Source organism: Pseudomonas sp. MF6751 (assembly GCF_016613265.1).
Lineage (GTDB): Bacteria > Pseudomonadota > Gammaproteobacteria > Pseudomonadales > Pseudomonadaceae > Aquipseudomonas > Aquipseudomonas fluorescens_BV.
Genome location: NZ_JAENSV010000016.1, coordinates 82,665 through 102,656, shown reverse-complemented (window position 1 = coordinate 102,656; position 19,992 = coordinate 82,665). Strand labels below are relative to the sequence as shown.

Genomic DNA, 19,992 nt, shown 5'->3' with positions numbered 1-19,992 from the left:
GCGCATCAGTCGCCGAAGATGCTGACTGAGACACCGCCATCGCAGGCAAGCCAGCTCCCACATTAATTCTGCATCGGTCTTAACCGTCTTCGCCTCGCCCTGGCCCCTATCCCCCGTTATACTTGCCGGCTTTCCTGAATAAATGCCAACTAGGGTCCCGCCGCGCATGGATAAGACCTACCAGCCCCACGCTATCGAAACTTCCTGGTACAACACCTGGGAGTCCGAGAACTATTTCGCCCCACAAGGTGCGGGCGACTCGTACACCATCATGATTCCGCCACCGAACGTCACTGGCAGCCTGCACATGGGCCATGGCTTCAACAATGCGATCATGGATGCGTTGATCCGCTTCCGCCGCATGCAGGGTCGCGACACCCTGTGGCAACCGGGCACCGACCACGCCGGTATCGCCACCCAGATGCTGGTGGAACGCCAACTGGAAGCCACCGGCCAGAACCGTCACGACCTGGGTCGCGAGAAATTCCTGGAGAAAGTCTGGGAATGGAAAGACCAGTCCGGCGGCAATATCAGCCGTCAGATCCGTCGCCTGGGTTCGTCCGTAGACTGGAGCCGCGAGCGCTTCACCATGGACGACGGCCTGTCCGAAGCCGTTAAGGAAGCCTTCGTGCGCTTGCATGAAGACGGCCTGATCTACCGCGGCAAGCGCCTGGTCAACTGGGACACCAAGTTGCACACGGCCATTTCCGACCTTGAAGTGGAAAACCACGACGAAAAAGGCTTCCTGTGGAACCTCAAGTACCCGCTGGCCGACGGCGCCAAGACCGCTGAAGGCAATGATTACCTGATCGTCGCCACCACGCGTCCGGAAACCATGCTCGGCGATGCCGCCGTCGCCGTTAACCCGAACGACGAGCGCTACCAGGCGCTGATCGGCAAATTCGTCGAACTGCCACTGGTTGGCCGCCGTATCCAGATCATCGCGGATGACTACTGCGACCCTGAGTTCGGCACCGGCTGCGTGAAAATCACCCCGGCCCACGATTTCAATGACTACGAAGTCGGCAAGCGCCATAACCTGCCGCTGCTGAACATCTTCGACAAAAATGCCGCCGTATTGCCGGCCTGCCAGGTGTTCAACCTGGACGGCACGCTCAACGACAGCATTGACGGCAAGATCCCGGCCGAATACGCAGGCCTCGACCGTTTTGAAGCGCGCAAACAAATCGTTGCCGCCTTCGACGCTGCCGGTTTGCTGGTCAGCGTTGACGACCACGGCCTGAAAGTGCCGAAGGGCGACCGCTCCGGCACCGTGATCGAGCCGTGGCTGACCGACCAGTGGTACGTGTCCACCAAGCCGCTGGCAGAACCTGCGATTGCCGCCGTGGAAGATGGCCGCATACAGTTCGTGCCCAAACAGTACGAAAACATGTATTTCTCGTGGATGCGCGACATCCAGGACTGGTGCATCAGCCGTCAGCTGTGGTGGGGCCATCGTATTCCGGCGTGGTACGACGAATCGGGCAAGGTCTATGTAGGCCGCGACGAAGCCGAAGTGCGTGCCAAGCACAACCTCGGCGCGGACATCGCGCTGCAACAGGACAACGACGTACTGGACACCTGGTTCAGTTCGGGCCTGTGGACCTTCTCGACCCTGGGCTGGCCGCAGCAGACCGAGTTCCTGAAGAAATTCCACTCCACCGACGTGCTGGTCACCGGCTTCGACATCATTTTCTTCTGGGTTGCCCGGATGATCATGCTCACCATGCACCTGGTGAAGAACGAAGACGGCACCCCGCAGGTACCGTTCAAGACCGTGTACGTACACGGCCTGGTACGCGACGGCCAGGGCCAGAAGATGTCCAAGTCCAAGGGCAACGTCCTGGACCCGCTGGACATCATCGACGGCATCGACCTGGAAACCCTGGTGCAGAAACGCACCTCGGGCCTGATGCAGCCGAAGTTGGCGAAGAAGATCGAAAAGCAGACCCGCGACGAGTTCGCCGACGGCATCGCCAGCTACGGCACCGACGCCCTGCGCTTCACCTTCTGCTCGCTGGCCTCCACCGGTCGCGACATCAAGTTCGACATGGGCCGCGTCGAAGGCTATCGCAACTTCTGCAACAAGATCTGGAACGCGGCGCGCTACGTGCTGGACAAAGGCGAAGACTGCGGCCAGAACGGCGAAGCCTATGAGCTGAGCCTGGCTGATCGCTGGATCATCTCGCAGCTGCAACGCACCGAAGCCGAAGTGACCCGCCAGCTCGACCAGTTCCGTTTCGACCTGGCCGCCCAGGCCCTGTACGAGTTCATCTGGAACCAGTATTGCGACTGGTACCTGGAATTGTCCAAGCCGGTGCTGTGGGACGAGAACGCCCCGGTCGAACGCCAGCGCGGCACCCGTCGCACCCTGGTGCGCGTGCTCGAAGTGGCATTGCGCCTGGCGCATCCGTTCATGCCGTTCATCACCGAAGAAATCTGGCAGCGCCTGGCGCCGCTGGCCGGTATTGAAGGCAAGACCATCATGCTGCAACCTTGGCCAGTGGCCAACGAAGCGCGCATCGATGAGGCCGCCGAAAGCGATATCGAATGGCTCAAGACCCTGATGCTCGGCACGCGCAACATCCGCGCCGAGATGAACATCGGGCCGGGCAAGCCATTGGCCGTGTTCGTCAAGAATGCCAGTGCCGAAGACCAGCGCCGTCTCAGCGAGAACGATGCGCTGCTCAAGAAGCTGGCCAAGCTGGAGTCGATCACCGTATTGGCTGCCGATGCCGAAGCACCGCTGTCTGCCACCGCGCTGGTCGGTGACATGGAAGTACTGGTGCCCATGGCCGGCCTGATCGACAAGGGCGCTGAACTGGCCCGTCTCGACAAGGAAATCGCACGCCTGCAAGGCGAAGTGCAGCGGGTGGGCGGCAAGCTGTCCAACGCGGCATTCGTCGACAAGGCGCCGGCAGAGGTGATCGAGAAAGAACGCGCCAAGTTGGCCGAGGCTGAACAGGCCTTGGGCAAGCTGGCGGAGCAACATGCGCGAATTTCCAGCCTGTAAGGGGAAACCGTGTAGAGAAAGAGGCCTTCGGGCCTCTTTTTTTTGTCCAGGAAAACCACACCATTTCCCAATTAAAACCCTATCCCTGTAGGAGCTGGCTTGCCTGCGATACTGACGACTCGGTGTATCAGGCAGACCGAGGTGATGCTATCGCAGGCAAGCCAGCTCCCACATTTGACCGAGTTGTGTTCAGGAATGTGTGACAATGCCCACCACATTGAGCCAACACCAGAATCATCATGACCGCCCCCACTACGCCCAAACCACCGCGCAAGAAGCCTAAAACCGCCGCCACGGCCAAACCCGTCGCGCCGCGCAAAGAGGCCACACTGCACCCGCGCAACCGCCACACGGGCCGTTACGACTTCCCGGCGCTGATCAAGACCACGCCGGAACTGGCGCAGTTCGTGATCATCAACCCCTACGGCAAAGAGAGCATCGACTTCGCCAGCCCGGATGCGGTGCGGGTGTTCAACCGGGCACTGTTGAAGTCTTTCTACGGCATCCAGCATTGGGACATCCCTGCCGACTACCTGTGCCCACCGGTGCCGGGGCGTGCCGACTACGTGCACTTCCTCGCCGACCTACTGGCCAGCGTCAACGACGGCAAGATCCCGCGGGGCTCGATCGTCAAGGTGCTGGACATCGGTATGGGCGCCAACTGCGTGTACCCGCTGATTGGCTATATGGAGTATCGCTGGAACTTCCTGGGCTCGGAGGTCGACCCGATCGCCGTGTCCGCCGCCAAGGCCATCGTGCAGTCCAACGACCTGAGCAAGGTCATCCAGCTGCGCCAGCAACCCAACCCCAAGCAGATCCTGTTGGGCCTGCTGGAGCCGGGTGAGCGCTTTGACCTTACGATGTGCAACCCGCCGTTCCATGCATCCATGGACGAAGCCACCAAAGGCAGCGAGCGTAAATGGCGCGCCTTGGGCAAGGCCGACCCGAAACGCAAGTTGCCGGTGCTTAACTTCGGTGGTCAATCGGCCGAACTGTGGTGTGAAGGTGGCGAAGCGCGATTTGTGACGCAATTGATCGCCGAGAGCGCGCATTTTGCCCATAAAGTGCTGTGGTTCAGCACCCTGGTGTCCAAAGCGTCCAACCTGCCGGCGATCGAAACCGCGCTGAAAAAAGCCGGCGTGCTGGAAAGCCAGGTGGTGGAGATGTCCCAGGGGCAGAAGCAGAGCCGCTTTGTGGCCTGGACATTCCAGACCAAGAACGAGCAGCAGATCTGGCGCCAGCGCTGGGTTCGATAAGAATCATTGTGGCGAGGGAGCTTGCTCCCGCTGGGCAGCGCAGCGGCCCCAAAATCCTGGGAGCGCTGCGCACTCCAGCGGGAGCAAGCTCCCTCGCCACAATAACCGCGCTCTACACTCAAATCGCAGGCAATAAAAAACCGTGCCCGGATCACTCCGAAGCACGGTTTTTTTTTGCTGCGTCTTACTTGTTAACAGCGTCGGTCAGGCCTTTAGCCACAACCAGCTTGATAACTTTCTTGGCAGCGATTTCGATGGCAGCGCCAGTCGAAGGGTTACGGCCAGTACGGGCAGGACGCTCGGTCACTTTCAGTTTGCCAACGCCTGGCAGAGTGATTTCGCCGCCATTTTCCAGCTGATCAGCAACAACTTGGCTCAGTTGGTCCAGCAGAGCGCGCACGGTAGTTTTCGGTGCGTCTACTGCTTCAGCCAGGTCAGCGATCAGTTGGTCTTTAGTAATAGCCATTGTGGTGTTCCTTCCCTATCAAATTCATATGGATTGCAGAGTGCAGTGTCAGCCGTCGAGCCCGACCGTCATGGCCTGGCATCCCCGGCCATAACCACGGAGATCGGGGTTATAGATGCTTGAAACGGGGATTGGTTCGACCTGACAAATGCTGAATGCACGCTTAACGCCGAGACTTGGCGTAAGACGGGGCAAAACTAGCACAGAGACGGGGAAATATCCGCCTCAACATACCCATTTGGTCAGCTTTATCGCTCTAAACCGTGAAAAAAAGGCATATGGCCAGTGGGAGGGCGTGCAAAATGCCGTTCGGGGCACGTCTTGACCAATGGGTGCGGTACACTGGGCGACTTTTCGGGGAGGCCAACCGCTCCCCTTCAACCAGCCGAGAAGCCTATGCCGATCCGTCATTGCATCGTCCACCTGATCGACAAAAAACCCGACGGCACACCCGCAGTTCTTCACGCCCGCGACTCGGAGCTGTCCGAGTCCGCCGCCATCGAGAACATGCTTGCCGACCTCAACGAGAGCTACAACGCCAAACAAGGCAAGGCCTGGGGTTTCTTCCATGCCGAGTCCGGCGCGCACCCGTTCAGCGGTTGGTTGAAGGAATACTTTGACGGTGGCCAGGACTTCACCACCTTCAGCCGCACGGCGGTAGAGCACCTGCAAAAGCTGATGGAGGAATCCAACCTCTCCACCGGCGGCCATGTGCTGTTTGCCCATTACCAGCAAGGCATGACCGACTACCTGGCTATCGCCCTGCTGCACCACAGCGAAGGCGTGGCAGTGACCGACGAGCTGGACGTGACACCCTCGCGCCACCTAGACCTGGGCCAACTGCACCTGGCGGCGCGTATCAACGTCTCCGAGTGGCAGAACAACAAGCAGTCCAAGCAGTACATCTCCTTCATCAAAGGCAAGAACGGCAAGAAGGTCTCGGAGTACTTCCGCGACTTTATCGGCTGCCAGGAAGGCGTGGATGGCCCGGGCGAAACCCGCACCCTGCTCAAGGCGTTCAGCGATTTCGTTGAAAGCGAAGACCTGCCCGACGAGTCCGCCCGCGAAAAAACCAAGACCCTGGTGGACTACGCCAGCAGCCAGGCCAAGCTCGGCGAACCCATGGGCCTGGAAGAGCTCTCCGGGCTGATCGATGAGGATCGGCCAAAAGCCTTCTACGACCATATCCGCAACAAGGATTACGGCCTGTCGCCGGAGATTCCGGCCGACAAACGCACCCTCAACCAGTTCCGCCGCTTCACCGGGCGCGCCGAGGGCCTGTCCATCAGCTTTGAAGCGCACCTGCTGGGCGACAAGATCGAGTACGACGAAGCCGCCGGCACCTTGATCATCAAGGGCCTGCCGACTCAACTGACCGACCAGCTCAAGCGCCGTAACTGATGCTGGGCGGGGTGCTCAAGAAAGTCCTGCTGGTGTTGCTGGTGGTGGTTGCGATCCAGAACTGGGGCAAGGTGGAGCGGCTGTTCAACCCGTCCCAGGTGGCGCCCGAGCACGTACGTGCCTCTGCGCGGGTGGTGCTCTATGCCACCGAGTGGTGTGGGTACTGCAAGCAGATCCGGCGTTTTCTGGACCAGAAGGGTATCCCGTACCAGGCCGTCGATATAGAGAAGGATGCCGAGGCGCGCAAGGCGTATGAGGCACTGGGCGGTGGCGGGATTCCGTTTGTGGATGTAAACGGCACCTTGATTCGCGACTACGACCCCGAAGCAATCATGGCCGCATTGAAGTAACAGGCAATCAAATGTGGGAGCTGGCTTGCCTGCGATGGCGGTGTAACAGGTTCAATACCTGTGACTGACACACCGCTATCGCAGGCAAGCCAGCTCCCACACACGTCAGCTCTGCACATTGGGTTGTGTGGTGGCCTTAGAAGTTGGCTTCCAGAGACACCATCGCGGTGCGCTCTTCGCCGACGTTGTAATACGCCGTGCCCGCCCCCAGCCCGTTGACCGGCGCCGAGTTGAACGCCACGGTACGCGCCGAGCTCAAGTACTCTTTGTCGAACACGTTGAGCATCGAAAACCGCAGTGCCGCCGACTTGATGACCTTCTTATCCACCGGCAAATAAATACCCGCATTCAGGTCAAACACGGTACGGCCTTCGATCTTCTCCTTGTTGGTCAAATCGCCATAGAAGCTGCCGACATATTTGCCTGCAATGTTGCCGTAGAACCGCGAATCGTCATACCCGAACACCAGGTTGAACATGTTTTCCGGCACGTTGGCCAATTGCTTGCCCGAGGTTGGTAGCAGCACGTTCTTGCTGAGCAGGTCGTCCTTCTGCTCAGACTGGGTGTAGGTATAGGACGCGTAGTAATTGAAGTTGTGCGGCAACAGGCCGCTCCATTCCAGCTCCAGGCCTTTGTTATCGACAGTGCCGACGTTGAGCACCATGTAGTCACCGCTGGCGTCGGTGGTAGAGACCTGGCGATCCTTGAAGCTGATGTAGAACAGGGTCGCACTCAAGGCCATATCGTCTTCGGTGTAGCGCCAGCCCAGTTCCTGGTTCCAGCTCAACTCGGACTTGAGGCTGACGGAGTCGCCCTTGTTGTACAGCACGTAGTTGGGCGGCGTGCGCATATTGCGGGTGACGTTGTAGAACGCCTGGTTGCTTTCATCGACCTGGTACTTGGCGCTGAAGTTGGGCAGGAACTGGTGGTAGCGGGTGTTACGCTTTTCCGGCGTGTCGTACAGGCTGCCGAGGTTGTTGCCGTCACGCTCGACATATTGGTAGGCCACGCCGCCAACAAAACTCAGGTCCGGTGTGGCTTGCCAGTTGTCCTGTACCCAGAGCTTCTGCGCGGGAGTGACGGTGTAGTAGTGGCGGCCCTGGACCGTAGCGCCGTTTTTGTCGACCACCTGGCCGCCGCTGCTGTAATCGCCCCACACATCGTCGGGGGCACCTTCGTTGTTAATGCCGATAAAGGGCTGGGTCTGGCGCTGGCGTGCGCGTTCGTACCAGTAGCCATAGTCCAGGCTGTGTTCTTCGTTGATGTCCCACTTCATTTTCGCCGTGAAGCCAGGGCGCCAGGTCTCGGTCCACGAAGGGCGGTAATAGTTGGCCGATTGCAGGTTACTCAGGTCGTAGTTGCCGGCCTTGTCGGACCTGGGCCCCAGGTTGGAAGCCGTCTGGCCGCTGAAGCTGCCACCGTTGGCCCAGTAGTAATACGGCGTGAGCGTCAGCGACAAATTGTCCTGCAGTTGCCAGCGCTGGGTCAGCGTGGCGTTGACGCTTTCGAATGGGTTGCGGTTGAGCTTGTAGGACGCCGACAGCAAACCAGCCTTGTACACCGGGCTTTGCGCGTAATCCTTACGCCGTCCTTCGGTGCCGAACTGCGCCTTGCTAAGGCTGTTGTAGTTGTAGTTTTCCTGCTTGTTGTACTTGATCGTGGCCAATGTGGAGTTGCCGTTATCCCCTTCGAACAGGCTGCTCCACTCGATTTTGTCGCTGCGCAGAGTGCCCTTGCCGCGCCATTTGTCACCTTCCAGGTGGGATGCCGACACCCAGGTTTTCAGGCCCCCAAAGTCACCGGTGTTCGCTCGCACGAAGGTCTTGCGCAGGGCGTTGGCACCGACGATCTGTTTGGCGAAAACTCCGGCGTCCTTGCTCGGCCGGATGGTGATCATGCCAATGTTGCCGCCGCTGGAGCCGATGTGCGGGCCGTCGGCCTCGGAGGAACCTTGAGTGGCGAACACTTCGGCCAGGTTTTCCGGGTCGCCTAACTGATTGGAGTACACACTGTAGTTGCCAGAATCGTTGATCGGCACGCCGTCCACCGAGACGCCGACCTGGTCGGAACTCATGCCCCGCATGGTAAAACTGGTGCCACTGGTGCCGCTGGCGTCATCGCTGGAAACATTGATGCCCGGCGTGTACTTGAGCTTGTCGATGGCGTTGGCGGTGGCCGACATTTCGTCCATGGCTTGCTTGGTCACCGTCGAGCGTGCCTTGGCACTTTCTTCGAGAATCATGTGGCCGCTGCCAAGGGTTTGCTTGCCGGCGATGTTCACCGAGCCTACATCCTGGGCATCATCGGCCAAAACCAGCGGCGCAAAGCCGCCCAGGCCCGATGCGAGGAGCAGGGCATAAAGAGTGTTGTGGTTCACGTGTAGATCCCTTACTGACATTGTTGTGTTGTATGGGGCAGATGCGAGCTTCCTGACCACTTGTTCAGGAACCCAGGGATGATCCACGGCACGTGTAACCGTTTGGTGACAGGTTTTGGCGATTGCGATGAAGGTTCGATGAAGGCGCTGCAGGCCTAGCGCAGCACAATCATGCGGCCCAACAGGCTGTGCTGTTCAAAACCCAGCACCGCTTGCAAGGCGTTCAAGACCGCTACAGGGTCCTGGCTCGGAAAGCTGCCGCTGACGCGTTTGGCGGCCATGTCCTCGTTAAGCAGAAGAATTCGACCGGGGTAATAACGCCTCAGGTCCTCGACCACATCGGCCAGGGGGGCCTTGTAGTAGTTGAGCCAACCCTCGCGCCAAGCCAGGCGTGAGGCGCTGTCGACCCCATGCAAAGGGTCGGCAATACCGTCGGCGTAGGCCACTTGCTGGCCCGCTGTCAGCACCTGTTGCTGGCCCTGTTTGGAGGGCGTCACGCCCACACGGCCGGACAGCACAGTGACCTCGGCGCCGTCAGGTTGCAGGCGCACTTCAAACTGCGTGCCCAGTACTCGCGTTTCACCGCCGCTAGCCTCCACCACGAAGGGTTGGCCGGTGTGGGTCACACTGAAAAAACCTGCACCACGGCGCAATTGGATGTGCCGTTCGCCCTGGCTGAAATCCACGGCGATCGCACTGTCGGCGTCGAGGGTGACCTTGGATTGATCGGCCAGGGTGAAGGTCTTCACCTCCCCCGGCGCCGTCACATAATCGGCGCCCCACTCATCGAGCCAGCGTGACGGCTGCCAACCGACGCCCATCGACACCATCAGCAGCAAGCAGGCGGCAACGGCCAAGGCACCAGACCAACGCGCTACCCGGGGGCGTTTGGAGGCGTTGATCGTGTTGAGGTAGCCCTGCAAGGCGAGCGCGTCCTCATCGGCCAGTTGCCGCGCCGGTACTTCGCTTAATTCCCAGAGCACCTGGGCTTGGGAGTATGCCTCGACGTGTGCGGGATCTGCGCGTAACCAGCGGCTGAACGTGGCCTGGTCGCCGCTGCTGGGCTGGTCATGCAGCAGGCACAACCAATCGAGCGCGGCCTGTTCCTGGGCGGGCGTGGGCGTGACGTTCACGGGGCGTTCCCTGGCGTGCGTGGAGGCGATGGTTCGCGAAGGCTGGCCTTGCAGGCTTCGAGGGCGCGCATCATATGTTTTTCCACGGCGCTTTGGGACAGGCCCATGGCCTTGGCAATTTCGGCGTACTTGCGGCCGTGGATGCGGTTAAGCAGAAAAATCTGGCGAGTGCGTTCGGGCAAGCTGCGCAAGGCGGCTTCCACATGACGCAGATCATTGCCCGCCTCCAGCGCCGCCTGGGGTTCGCAGCCTTGGTGGTCGGATTGTTCCGGTAGCCAGCCTTCGCTGCTGCGCGCCCGTGCGCTTTCGCTGCGCAGGTGGTCGATGGCGATGTTGCCGGCGCAGCGCAGCAGGTAGGTGCTCAGCTCTTCGACCTGCACCAGCGGGCGACGCCAGAAGCGCAGGAACAGATCCTGCACCAGGTCGGCTGCCGTGGCGCGGCAACCCACACGGCGGCTGACCAACGCCTCCATTTGCGAGCGCTGGGACAAAAACACCTGCAGGAAATGCGCGCGTCCACCCGCTGCATCCGGGTGCGGAGTGTTCTGAGGAGATTGCGGTGGTTGGGTCCTCATGGCCGGCTCAAGAGAGGGCGAACGCCGCAACAGGGCTGGCCAAAAGAGCGAGCCCCGCGAGGCTCAAGGCCAGCCTCGGCCGATACGGCAACAGCAACACCAGTAGCAAGGCGCTGAGCATCAACACCGCGCACCACTCCACCAGGCCCTGACTCCAACCGGCGCCCAGCACCGACGGCCAGATCGACACGCCCAGCAGCAACCAACCGCCCACCCGCAACCCCAAGCGCCGAATGGGCGTGGGTTTGCTGTGCAGCAGTTCGCCGTGGTGACGGTCGGTGGACAAGCACAGTGCCATGAACCCGGCGTAGCACATCAATAGCGCCAGAAGCATCAGTTGGCCTGCTGCTTGAGTGTTAACCCGCGGGCACGCTCAGCCTTGGGTAGCGGCGCGCTGCGGTGGTGCATCTTCCAGGCTGCCCAGGCGAGGAACACGCCACTCGCCAGGCAGGTGAGGTCGAAGCCGGCCATGGCCCAGTCGCCACTTGGCACGGAGACGCCCAAGTGGTGCGAGGTGGTGATGGCGTTAAGCAATGGAATGGCGGCAAACAATAGCGCGCCGAGCCTCAGTTGCTCGACCCAGCCCTGGCGACCGCTCCGCAGCAAGGCGTGCAACAGGCTCAGGCCCCAGGCGATAAAGAACGCCTGCACTTCCCAGTCCGAACGCTCGGTGAAGCTCACCGGCAACAGGCGGTTGGCCCAGAAAAACGCTGCAATGGCGATCATCAATCCGGACATGCTGGCGATATTCAGCACCTCCACCAAACGCAGTTCAAAGGGCATCACCGAGGCCTTGGCGTGTTTGAGCTGGCGTTTACCCAGCCAGATCACCAAGCCTGTGCCGATCATCGCCGTGCCCGCCAGCCCGCAGATAAAGTACAGCCAGCGCAGCGCCGGACCGGCGAAATGGCCCATGTGCAAACCGTAGAAACTGCCACCAACGACCGCTGGCAACGATGGATCGGCACTGGCCCGCAACAGCTCGCCAGTGGTGCCGCTAAACGACAACGTACTGCCCGACGCATGCACTACGCTGTCGGAGCCGGCGCGGAACACATTGACCGAGGCGTTGACATCGCCGGGGTTGTTGACCGCCACACGGCCCACATGCCCGCCCGCCCACTGTTCCCGCGCCTGCTGGTACATCGGCATCAACGGCAGCAGTTTGCCCGGCTGGCCGAGGGCCGGCGCATTGTCAGTAGCGGGGAACAGCTCACTGAAAAACGCCCGGCTGTCTTCACCGTAGGACGCCACGATGGGCGCAGGCATGACCATGCTCATGAAAATCACCAGGCTGCTGTAGGTGATCATCAGGTGAAATGGCAGCACCAGCACACCCACCGCGTTATGCCCGTCCAGCCAGGAGCGCTGGCCTTTGCGCGGTCGGAAGGTGAAAAAGTCCTTGAAGATTTTCTTGTGGGTGATGATGCCGGTGATCAGCGCGACGAACATCACCATGGCAGCGATGGTCGACAGCCAGCGGCCCCACGGGTAAGGCATTTGCAGTTGGAAGTGGAAGCGATAGAAGAACTCGCCGCCCTTGCTTTCCCGGGCCTGCACCGGTTGGCCGGTGACGGGGTCGAGGACTTTCTGGATGAAAGTGCCGCGCTTGCCGGGCTCGACCTTGTCTTGCCACATCACCGACAAGCCGGGGTCGCGGCGGTTCGGCAAGGTAATGAACCAGCGTGCGGCGGCAGGCGCCTGCTGTTGCAGATAGTTTTGCGCGACGGCGAGGCTGCGCCCATCGTCCAGGGGATGGGCCTGCACTTCGGGCTGCATCCAGTGGGTTATTTCATCTTTGAAATAGGCCAGGGTGCCGGTCAGGAAAATCGCGAACAGCAGCCAGCCGAAGATCAAGCCTGCCCAGGTGTGCAGCCAGGCCATGGCCTTGCGAAAGCCCTCTTTCATGTGCGAGCCATCCAAAAACCGATGCCGGCCAGGGTGGCCAAGAGTGCGCTCGGCACCATCACCCCTGCCCAGGCGCGCCATGCCGTGCGGCAGGCAAAACACCAGAGCACCGCCAGCAGGTAGAACACAAAGGAACTCATCATGCCGGTGACCACCGCATCGGCACGGGAGGTGGGCAGCCAGAGCGCCAGGCAAATGGCGGCCAGGGAAGCCATCAGGTAACCGCCAATCACCGCCGCCAGCACGCGCGAGGTGACGGCGAGGCGGTAGGACAAGGGCAATGAGGTTTTGCTTTTCATGCGGCAGGCGCCTGGTTCATCAGCGCGCAATATTAATGATAAATATTCTCATAAGCAAAAGAGAACGGATGAATCACCTGCCTTGGCCGATTGCCGAACCTTGTCATGCGCCCTACAATGCGAACAATTCTTGTTCTCTAAAGCATGTCGAATGCTTGTGGAGTGATCGCGTTGCAGCCGTCCAACCCCGTCGAAGTGTTGTACAACGACCATCACCACTGGCTCACCGGCTGGTTGCGACGCAAGCTCGGCTGCCCGGAAAACGCCGCCGACCTGGCTCAGGACACCTTTATCCGCGTGCTCAGTGCCCGGGAAGCGCCAACGCTGATCGAGCCGCGCGCCTTCCTCACCACCGTGGCCAAGCGTGTGCTGTTCAACTTCTACCGCCGCCAGGACCTGGAGCGCGCCTACCTCGAGGCCTTGGCGCAGATGCCCGAACACGTGGCCCCGTCGGAAGAAGACCGCGCAATCATCCTGCAGACCCTGCTGGAACTGGACCAACTGCTCGACGGCTTGCCCAAGCAGGTCAAACGCGCCTTCCTGCTGGCCCAACTCGACGGCCTGACCTACGCGCAAATCGGCGCGCAACTGGGCATCTCCATCGCCACGGTCAAACGCCACCTGACCAAAGCGGCCATGCGCTGCTACTTCGCCCTATGAACGTCTCCAGCCAAGTCGCCGAACAAGCCGTGCACTGGTTGCTGGAAATGCAGCAAGGCGCGCTCAACCCACGCCAGCAGGCGGCCTGGCAGCAATGGTTGAATGCCCACAGCGAACACCAACGCGCGTGGGAGCAGATCCAGCGCGTCAACCAACGCCTGCGCGGCGTGCCCTCGCCCCTGGCCCACGCGGCGTTGAACGCGCCCACCTCCAGCAGCCGGCGTCAGGCGCTTAAATTGCTGTTGATTCTGGGTGCCGGTTCGGCCGCCGCCTGGAGCCTGCGCCAGCAACATATTCTGCCGCCGCTGACGGCTGACTATCGCAGCCCGGTGGGCCAGCGCCGCACAGTACAGCTGGCCGACGGCAGCCAGTTGCAGCTCAACACCGGCAGCGCGGTGGATGTGCATTTCGACGGCCAACAGCGCCTGGTGCGCCTGCTTGAAGGTGAAATCCTGCTCACCGCCCGTGCAGGCCAGACGCCGTTGCACGTGCTGACCGGCCAGGGCCTGCTCAGCAGCCAGGCAGCGCGCTTGACTGTGCGCCAGTTCAACGACCACACCCAACTGGCGGTACTGGCCGGCCAGGTCGAGGTGATGCCCAACCGCTACAACGGCCTGCCGCTGAGCGTCGACGCCGCGCACCAGGTCAATTTCACCCGCAAAGGCTGGGACACCCCGCGCCCTACCGACGCCAACAGCGGCGCCTGGGCCGACGGCATGCTGGTGGCCGCACACATGCGCCTGGAAGACTTCCTCAATGAATTGGGACGCTACCGTCGCGGCCAGCTCCATTGCGATCCACAAGTCGCCAACCTGCTGCTGTCCGGCAGTTACCCACTGGATGACAGCGAACGCATCCTCGACCTGCTGGAGATCAGCCTGCCGGTGAAAGTGCGGCGCTTTACCCGTTATTGGGTGACCGTGCAGGCCCGGGTCTGAATTTATTTTACTTTTGTGTGAGCCGTTTTCCGCACCTGGCGTGACAGAGAAGGAAAGCCACCTTGATCCTTCCTTCTCAGGACCGCCCTTCATGCCCCAGCACCCGACGCTTCTCGCCCGTACACTGCGCCAACTCCTGCTCGGTGCCAGCCTCAGCCTGACCACACTGCCGGCGGTGATGGCAGCCGACGCCAAGGCGTACCATATCGCCCCGACCACCCTGGAAGCGGCCCTGAATCAATTCGGTCGCGAAGCCGGCGTACTGGTGTCCTTCGGCTCCGCCGTGACGGCAGGGATGCAAAGCCCTGGGTTATCGGGCAGCTACAGCACTGCCGAGGGCTTGCAAAAACTGCTGGAAGGCACCGGCCTGCAAGCCCGCGCCGAGGGGGATAACGCCTACAGCCTGCAACCGGCCGGCGCCCCCGCCACCCTGGAGTTGCAGACCTCCAACGTGGTCGGCGACTGGCTCGGTGACGCGGCGCAAACCAATGTGTTCGAGCACCCCGGCGCCCGTGATGTGATCCGCCGCGAAGAATTCGAACGCCAGGGCGCCACCCAGGCCCGCGATGTGCTCAACCGCATCCCTGGCGTCAACGCCCCGGACAACAACGGCACCGGTAGCCACGACATGGCGCTGAACTTCGGCATTCGCGGGCTCAACCCGCGCCTGGCGTCGCGCTCTACGGTGCTGATGGATGGCATCCCGGTGCCCTTCGCGCCTTACGGCCAGCCGCAACTCTCCTTCGCGCCGATCAGCATGGGCAATATGGACGCGGTGGATGTAGTACGTGGCGGCGGTGCGGTGCGCTATGGGCCGCAAAACGTGGGCGGCATTGTCAACTTCGTCACCCGAGCCATCCCGGATGCGCCGACGGTCAAGGGTGGCTTGCAGACCGAGACCAGCCCCTCCTCCAGCCACGACGGCTTCAAGACCACCGGCAACCTGCTGGCCGGCGGCACCGCCGACAATGGCTTGGGCGGCGCGCTGCTGTACTCCGGCACCCGCGGCGGTGACTGGCGCGAAAACAGCAACACGCGCATCGACGACCTGATCCTCAAGGGCAAATACCAACTGGACGACGCCAACAGCTTCAACGCCATGGCGCAGTACTACGAAGGCCAGGCCGACATGCCGGGCGGTTTGAACGTCAAGGACTACAAGGCTGATCCGTACCAGTCCACCCGGCCCTATGACAAGTTCTGGGGCCGCCGCACGATGTTCAATGTGGGCTATCGCTACGAGCAGGACCGCCGCGAATTCACGGTCAACAGTTTCTTCACCAAGACCCTGCGCAGCGGCTACCTGGACCAAGGCAGCTTCCTGTCGCTGTCGCCACGGGAATATTGGGTACGTGGCCTGGAAACGCGCTTCGCCCAGGGCTTCGACCTCGGCCCCACCAGCCACGAAGTGGGTGTTGGCTACCGCTACATCAATGAAGCCGGCCACGAGCTGCGCTACCGCACGCCGATTGCCGTCAACCAGCAAATCCCCACCACCAACAGCCGCAACGACCGCGACACGCGCGGCGGCACCGAAGCCAATGCGTTCTTCATCGACGACCGCATCGACATCGGCAAGTGGACCATCACCCCAGGCATTCGCTACGAGATGATCGAGTCCCAGCAGACTAACAACCTGAGCAACGTCAAATACAAGGGCGACTACAACACCGCACTGCCAGCGCTGAACGTGCTCTATCACCTCACCGATGATTGGAACCTCTACGCCAACACCGAAGGCTCGTTCGGCAGCGTGCAGTACAGCCAGATGCCCAACCGTGTGAACAGCGGCGAAGTGAAACCGGAAAAAGCCCGCACCTGGGAACTCGGCACGCGCTATGACAACGGCAATCTGCGCGCAGAAATCGGTGCGTTCCTGATCAATTTCGACAACCAGTACGACAGCAACCAGACCAACGACACCGTGATCGCACGCGGTGAAACGCGTCACCAGGGCATCGAGTCGAGCATCAACTACGCCCTCGACGGCCTGAGCCCCGCACTGGCCGGCTTCGATGTGTACGCCACCTACGCCTATGTGGATGCGACCATTCGCGAAGACGGCCCGAACAAAGGCAACCGCGTGCCCTTCTCCTCCAAGCACAAAGGCACCCTCGGCGTGGGTTACACCGAAGGCCCTTGGAAGCTGAATGTGGACAGCAGCTACCAGAGCAGCCAGTTCGCCGACAACGCCAACACCCAGGCCGAAAGCGCCGACGGTGCCAATGGACGCATCCCCGGCTACATGCTGTTCAGCAGCCGCGCAGCCTATGACTTCGGCCCGCAGTTGTCGGATTTGAATGTGGCGGTGGGGGTGAAGAACATCTTCAACAAGCAGTACTACACCCGCTCGTTCGACGACAACAACAAGGGCAAGTACGTGGGTGAGCCGCGTACGGTGTATGTGCAGACTTCTATCGCGTTCTGACTGCAATCTGCAGACTGCAACACATCCAACTGTGGGAGGGGGCTTGCCCCCTCCCACAGTTGATTCTCGGTGTGTTTAGGATTGAATGGGGCTAACTACCCGCCAGGCAACTGGGGGTGGCCGCCACTAACGCGTCAATGGCACACCGCGTCTTGGCCGGCATATGCGCCGCCGTCGGCCAGATCACATGGATCGGCGCAGGTTGCTCACGGTAGCTGGGCAGCACGGCCTGCAACTGACCGCGCAGCGCATAGTGGGCAATCAACCAACTCGGCAACCAGGCCAGGCCTACGCCCGCGATCGCGGCATCGGCTACCGCCTGGAGGTCGTCCACGATCAACGGCGAAGCCAGGCGCGAGCGCTGCGCGGTATTGCTGCGGTAGGCAATGCCACGATGAGCGGCCAGGTCTTCGATACTGCCAATAGCACCCTTGCGCTGCAAATACGCAGGCGACGCTGCCAGCCCCATGGCCTGCTGCCCCAGTCGCCGTGCACTCAGGCGGTCGGTGTCGGGCAACGGGCCGATGCGCACGGCCATATCGAAGCCCTCCTGCACCAAGTCGATCATGCGGTCGGAAAAACAAAGGTCGATTTCCAGTTCCGGATAACGATCCAGCAAGGCCCACAACGCTGGCGCGGCATAGTGATGACCAAACGCCAGGGGCACGCTCACTCGCAAACGCCCGCGGGGTTGCTGGCGGCCGCTTTCCAGCACGGACTCGGCGGCCTCCAGCTCTGCCAATGCGCGCAGGCAATGCTCGTAGTAAGCCTGCCCGTCCTCGGTCAACCGCTGGCGCCGGGTGGAACGCTGTAACAGGCACGTGCCCAGGCGTGCTTCCAGGCGCGCCAGGCCCTTGCCCACCGCAGAACGCGTGAGGTTCAAGCGTTCTGCGGCTTCGGTGAGGTTGCCGCTTTCAACAATCTGCAGAAAGAGTTCGACACCATCAAAACGTGGGGTAGCCATGCTTAATTGTCGCCCTATATTCCCTTGTTCACGGAAAAACTATCGCCAATAAAGAACCTGATTCCCGAGAGAATAGCCCCTCCCGCTTTCGAAAGGAATCTCGTATGCCCCGCGCCGCCGCACTCTCGGCCCTCACTCCCCCGCGCACCGCCAGGAACGGCCTGGCCCTCACCGCCGTCTGCCTGGTGGCCCTGATGTTCGGCCTGGAAATCTCCAGCGTGCCGGTCATCCTGCCGACGCTGGAACAGGAACTGAGCACGGGCTTTCAAGACGCCCAATGGATCATGAATGCCTACACGCTGGCCTGCACCAGCGTGCTGATGGCGGCGGGGACCTTGGCGGATCGCTTCGGTCGTCGCCGTGTGCTGGTGGTGTGTCTGTGGCTGTTCGCCCTGGCCTCGCTGGCCTGTGGCTTGGCCAACGATGCGTCGACACTGATCGCGGCGCGTTTCGTCCAGGGCATTGGCGCCGGGGCCATGATGATTTGCCAATTTGCGATCTTGTCCCATCAGTTCCGCGAACCGGCGGCGCGTGCGCGGGCCTTTGCGATATGGGGCGTGATCGCTGGCGTGGGCCTGGGTTTCGGACCGATGGTGGGAGCCTTGATCCTGGCCGTGGCGGACTGGCGCTGGGTGTTCCTGGTGCACGTACCGCTGACCCTGTTCACCTTGGCGTTGTTGCATATCAGCGTGCAGGAGTCCCGCGACCCGGCCAACCATCGCCTCGACATCGCCGGCATGCTGACCATGACACTCACGGTGTTTGCGCTGGTTTATTTCATTACCCAGGGCAGCGAAATAGGCTTTGGCGCCCCGGCGATGCTCGGCTGGGCTGGCCTGTCGGTCTTCGGGCTGCTGCTGTTTATCTTGATTGAGCGGCGCAGCGCCCATCCGATGTTCGACTTCTCGGTGTTCCGCATCCAACGTTTCAATGGCGCGTTGATGGGCTCAATCGGCATGAACTTCAGCTTCTGGCCGTTCATGACTTACCTGCCGTTGTACTTCCAGGCGGGCCTGGGTTACGACACGCTGACCACAGGCGCCGCCTTGCTCGCCTACACCTTGCCGACTTTGCTGGTACCGCCGCTGGCCGAACGCCTGGCCCTACGCTTTGGCGCCGAACGCATCATTCCCCTGGGCCTGGGGGTAATGGGCGCAGGGTTCATGGGAATGGCCGCCGTTAATTACGCCGAACAACCCAGCACGGCGCTGGTGCTGTTCAGTTGCGTGATCGCCGGTATCGGACTGGCGTTGACCAATTCGCCGACCACCAACACCACCACCGGCGCCGTCTCGAATGACCGTGCAGGCATGGCCTCGGGCATCGACTTCAGCGCACGGCTGATCACCCTGGCGCTCAATATCGCGCTGATGGGCCTTGTGTTGTTGTTAGGGATCAGCCACAACCTGGCCCATGTGCTGCCTGACAGCACGGCAATGGAGTGGGCAAGCCTCAGCCAGCATATTGCCGCCGGCAAGTTGGATGCGCCGGGGCTGACCATTCTGGATGCGCAAACAGCACTGCGCAGCGGCGCCGGCTGGGCCATGCTGTTTGCAGGGTTGGGCGCCTGCGGCCTGGCGATGCTGAGCCGGCATTTCTTCCGACGCGAGCGCTGAACGAAAAACGGGCCTGCATATGCAGGCCCGTTTTCATTGGGGGAATGGAAAAAATCAGCCGTTAATGGCAGCGTTTTCGTTTTCCAGGAATTCCTCTTCCAAAGCGTCTTCGTTCACTTTGTTGATTGGCTGGTTTTTACCGGCAGCGCGCGGCTTGCCTTGCAGTTTGCCAAACAGATGTTCCAGTGCGTGGTCGAGCTTGACTGCGGCGCCATCGATCGCTTGCTCCAGCGTATCGGCTTTATGGCACACGGAAACTGGTTGATGGCCCTTTGGCCGTGCTTCCAGACGGCAACTCAAATCGTGAGGGCCGGGCTTGTCGCCGTTCTCGTCTCGCAGGTAGACCTCTACACGGGTCAGGTCTTCTTCGTAGCGTTCGAGCGTGCTCTCAATGGTAGTACGTACCCACTCCTCCAGTCGGATGCTGCTTTCAATATGGTTATCGCTATTGACTTGGATTTGCATAGTTCTTCCCTTATTTCAGCTAGCTCGCCAGAGGTCACAAACTGCAACACCGGGGTGGTGAAACCATGACCTCTTGATTACACAATTGAGCACCTGCTGAAACATTTCAACCCCTTTGAAAAGATAAATCCCACATTACAAAT

Annotated in this window: 17 protein-coding genes; 8 read left to right on the top strand and 9 right to left on the bottom strand. The window is 61.1% G+C overall.

Annotation, left to right across the window (positions count from 1 at the left end; translation table 11 throughout):
* The first annotated feature begins 166 nt into the window (after positions 1 to 166).
* Together JJD66_RS15410 and rlmF are read left to right on the top strand one after the other, a co-directional pair.
* A complete protein-coding gene (locus JJD66_RS15410) occupies positions 167 to 3,013 on the top strand; it encodes a valine--tRNA ligase (RefSeq protein WP_200648516.1) in 2,847 nt (948 codons plus the stop codon).
* Between the two features lie 239 nt (positions 3,014 to 3,252).
* Positions 3,253 to 4,269: a 23S rRNA (adenine(1618)-N(6))-methyltransferase RlmF gene (gene rlmF, locus JJD66_RS15405; protein ID WP_034128662.1), complete on the top strand. Its 1,017-nt coding sequence runs from the start codon at positions 3,253 to 3,255 to the stop codon at positions 4,267 to 4,269.
* 184 nt (positions 4,270 to 4,453) lie between these two features.
* On the opposite strand, the gene JJD66_RS15400 is transcribed toward rlmF, so the two are convergent.
* On the bottom strand, positions 4,454 to 4,735 hold the full coding sequence (locus JJD66_RS15400; protein WP_003188840.1) for an HU family DNA-binding protein: 282 nt from the start codon (positions 4,733 to 4,735) through the stop codon (positions 4,454 to 4,456).
* Positions 4,736 to 5,131: 396 nt separating this feature from the next.
* On the opposite strand from JJD66_RS15400, the gene yejK reads away from it, so the two are divergent.
* On the top strand, positions 5,132 to 6,136 hold the full coding sequence (gene yejK, locus JJD66_RS15395; RefSeq protein ID WP_003171997.1) for a nucleoid-associated protein YejK: 1,005 nt from the start codon (positions 5,132 to 5,134) through the stop codon (positions 6,134 to 6,136).
* On the top strand, positions 6,136 to 6,486 hold the full coding sequence (locus JJD66_RS15390) for a glutaredoxin family protein (RefSeq protein ID WP_058409893.1): 351 nt from the start codon (positions 6,136 to 6,138) through the stop codon (positions 6,484 to 6,486). The genes yejK and JJD66_RS15390 overlap by 1 nt, the downstream gene beginning before the upstream one ends.
* Before the next feature lie 136 nt (positions 6,487 to 6,622).
* Here JJD66_RS15390 and JJD66_RS15385 read toward each other — a convergent pair whose 3' ends face one another.
* The 6 genes from JJD66_RS15385 to JJD66_RS15360 form a co-directional block, all read right to left on the bottom strand.
* Positions 6,623 to 8,863, bottom strand: coding sequence for a TonB-dependent receptor (locus JJD66_RS15385; protein WP_200648515.1), 2,241 nt, complete (start codon positions 8,861 to 8,863; stop codon positions 6,623 to 6,625).
* A gap of 155 nt (positions 8,864 to 9,018) precedes the next feature.
* Positions 9,019 to 9,996 (bottom strand): FecR family protein, encoded by a 978-nt coding sequence (locus tag JJD66_RS15380; protein ID WP_198714876.1) that lies wholly within the window; start codon positions 9,994 to 9,996, stop codon positions 9,019 to 9,021.
* Positions 9,993 to 10,571, bottom strand: a complete 579-nt coding sequence (locus tag JJD66_RS15375) for an RNA polymerase sigma factor (RefSeq protein WP_105225865.1) — start codon at positions 10,569 to 10,571, stop codon at positions 9,993 to 9,995. The genes JJD66_RS15380 and JJD66_RS15375 overlap by 4 nt, the downstream gene beginning before the upstream one ends.
* Before the next feature lie 7 nt (positions 10,572 to 10,578).
* Positions 10,579 to 10,905, bottom strand: coding sequence for a DUF3325 domain-containing protein (locus tag JJD66_RS15370; protein WP_105225864.1), 327 nt, complete (start codon positions 10,903 to 10,905; stop codon positions 10,579 to 10,581).
* Positions 10,905 to 12,479 carry a PepSY-associated TM helix domain-containing protein gene (locus JJD66_RS15365; protein ID WP_200648514.1) on the bottom strand — a complete coding sequence of 525 codons (1,575 nt, stop codon included), beginning with the start codon at positions 12,477 to 12,479 and terminating at the stop codon, positions 10,905 to 10,907. Before JJD66_RS15365 ends, JJD66_RS15370 begins: the two co-directional genes overlap by 1 nt.
* Positions 12,476 to 12,778, bottom strand: coding sequence for a DUF3649 domain-containing protein (locus JJD66_RS15360; RefSeq protein WP_200648513.1), 303 nt, complete (start codon positions 12,776 to 12,778; stop codon positions 12,476 to 12,478). The genes JJD66_RS15365 and JJD66_RS15360 overlap by 4 nt, the downstream gene beginning before the upstream one ends.
* A 171-nt stretch (positions 12,779 to 12,949) precedes the next feature.
* Between JJD66_RS15360 and JJD66_RS15355 the strand changes: the two genes are divergently transcribed.
* From JJD66_RS15355 to fecA, 3 genes are all read left to right on the top strand, one after another.
* A complete protein-coding gene (locus tag JJD66_RS15355; RefSeq protein WP_014717061.1) occupies positions 12,950 to 13,438 on the top strand; it encodes a sigma-70 family RNA polymerase sigma factor in 489 nt (162 codons plus the stop codon).
* Entirely contained in the window at positions 13,435 to 14,376 is a 942-nt protein-coding gene (locus JJD66_RS15350; RefSeq protein ID WP_105225861.1) for a FecR domain-containing protein, read from the top strand. Before JJD66_RS15355 ends, JJD66_RS15350 begins: the two co-directional genes overlap by 4 nt.
* Before the next feature lie 91 nt (positions 14,377 to 14,467).
* Entirely contained in the window at positions 14,468 to 16,804 is a 2,337-nt protein-coding gene (gene fecA, locus JJD66_RS15345; RefSeq protein ID WP_198714880.1) for a TonB-dependent Fe(3+) dicitrate receptor FecA, read from the top strand.
* 91 nt (positions 16,805 to 16,895) lie between these two features.
* Here the strand turns inward: fecA and JJD66_RS15340 are convergent, their stop codons facing one another.
* Entirely contained in the window at positions 16,896 to 17,768 is an 873-nt protein-coding gene (locus JJD66_RS15340) for a LysR family transcriptional regulator (protein ID WP_127880860.1), read from the bottom strand.
* 104 nt (positions 17,769 to 17,872) lie between these two features.
* Between JJD66_RS15340 and JJD66_RS15335 the strand changes: the two genes are divergently transcribed.
* The gene (locus tag JJD66_RS15335; protein ID WP_200648512.1) at positions 17,873 to 19,384 is read left to right on the top strand and encodes an MFS transporter; all 1,512 of its coding nucleotides are present in this window, start codon (positions 17,873 to 17,875) and stop codon (positions 19,382 to 19,384) included.
* 54 nt (positions 19,385 to 19,438) lie between these two features.
* On the opposite strand, the gene JJD66_RS15330 is transcribed toward JJD66_RS15335, so the two are convergent.
* A complete protein-coding gene (locus tag JJD66_RS15330) occupies positions 19,439 to 19,849 on the bottom strand; it encodes an HPF/RaiA family ribosome-associated protein (protein ID WP_003188815.1) in 411 nt (136 codons plus the stop codon).
* Between the last annotated feature and the right edge of the window lie 143 nt (positions 19,850 to 19,992).

Bases quoted from the DNA above. Each gene is read 5' to 3' on its own strand.
- JJD66_RS15360 (WP_200648513.1), bottom strand. From the start codon at position 12,778: ATGAAAAGCAAAACCTCATTGCCCTTGTCCTACCGCCTCGCCGTCACC.
- yejK (WP_003171997.1), top strand. From the start codon at position 5,132: ATGCCGATCCGTCATTGCATCGTCCACCTGATCGACAAAAAACCCGAC.
- JJD66_RS15340 (WP_127880860.1), bottom strand. From the start codon at position 17,768: ATGGCTACCCCACGTTTTGATGGTGTCGAACTCTTTCTGCAGATTGTT.
- JJD66_RS15375 (WP_105225865.1), bottom strand. From the start codon at position 10,571: ATGAGGACCCAACCACCGCAATCTCCTCAGAACACTCCGCACCCGGAT.
- JJD66_RS15330 (WP_003188815.1), bottom strand. From the start codon at position 19,849: ATGCAAATCCAAGTCAATAGCGATAACCATATTGAAAGCAGCATCCGA.
- fecA (WP_198714880.1), top strand. From the start codon at position 14,468: ATGCCCCAGCACCCGACGCTTCTCGCCCGTACACTGCGCCAACTCCTG.
- JJD66_RS15410 (WP_200648516.1), top strand. From the start codon at position 167: ATGGATAAGACCTACCAGCCCCACGCTATCGAAACTTCCTGGTACAAC.
- rlmF (WP_034128662.1), top strand. From the start codon at position 3,253: ATGACCGCCCCCACTACGCCCAAACCACCGCGCAAGAAGCCTAAAACC.
- JJD66_RS15365 (WP_200648514.1), bottom strand. From the start codon at position 12,479: ATGAAAGAGGGCTTTCGCAAGGCCATGGCCTGGCTGCACACCTGGGCA.
- JJD66_RS15350 (WP_105225861.1), top strand. From the start codon at position 13,435: ATGAACGTCTCCAGCCAAGTCGCCGAACAAGCCGTGCACTGGTTGCTG.
- JJD66_RS15335 (WP_200648512.1), top strand. From the start codon at position 17,873: ATGCCCCGCGCCGCCGCACTCTCGGCCCTCACTCCCCCGCGCACCGCC.
- JJD66_RS15370 (WP_105225864.1), bottom strand. From the start codon at position 10,905: ATGCTTCTGGCGCTATTGATGTGCTACGCCGGGTTCATGGCACTGTGC.
- JJD66_RS15390 (WP_058409893.1), top strand. From the start codon at position 6,136: ATGCTGGGCGGGGTGCTCAAGAAAGTCCTGCTGGTGTTGCTGGTGGTG.
- JJD66_RS15400 (WP_003188840.1), bottom strand. From the start codon at position 4,735: ATGGCTATTACTAAAGACCAACTGATCGCTGACCTGGCTGAAGCAGTA.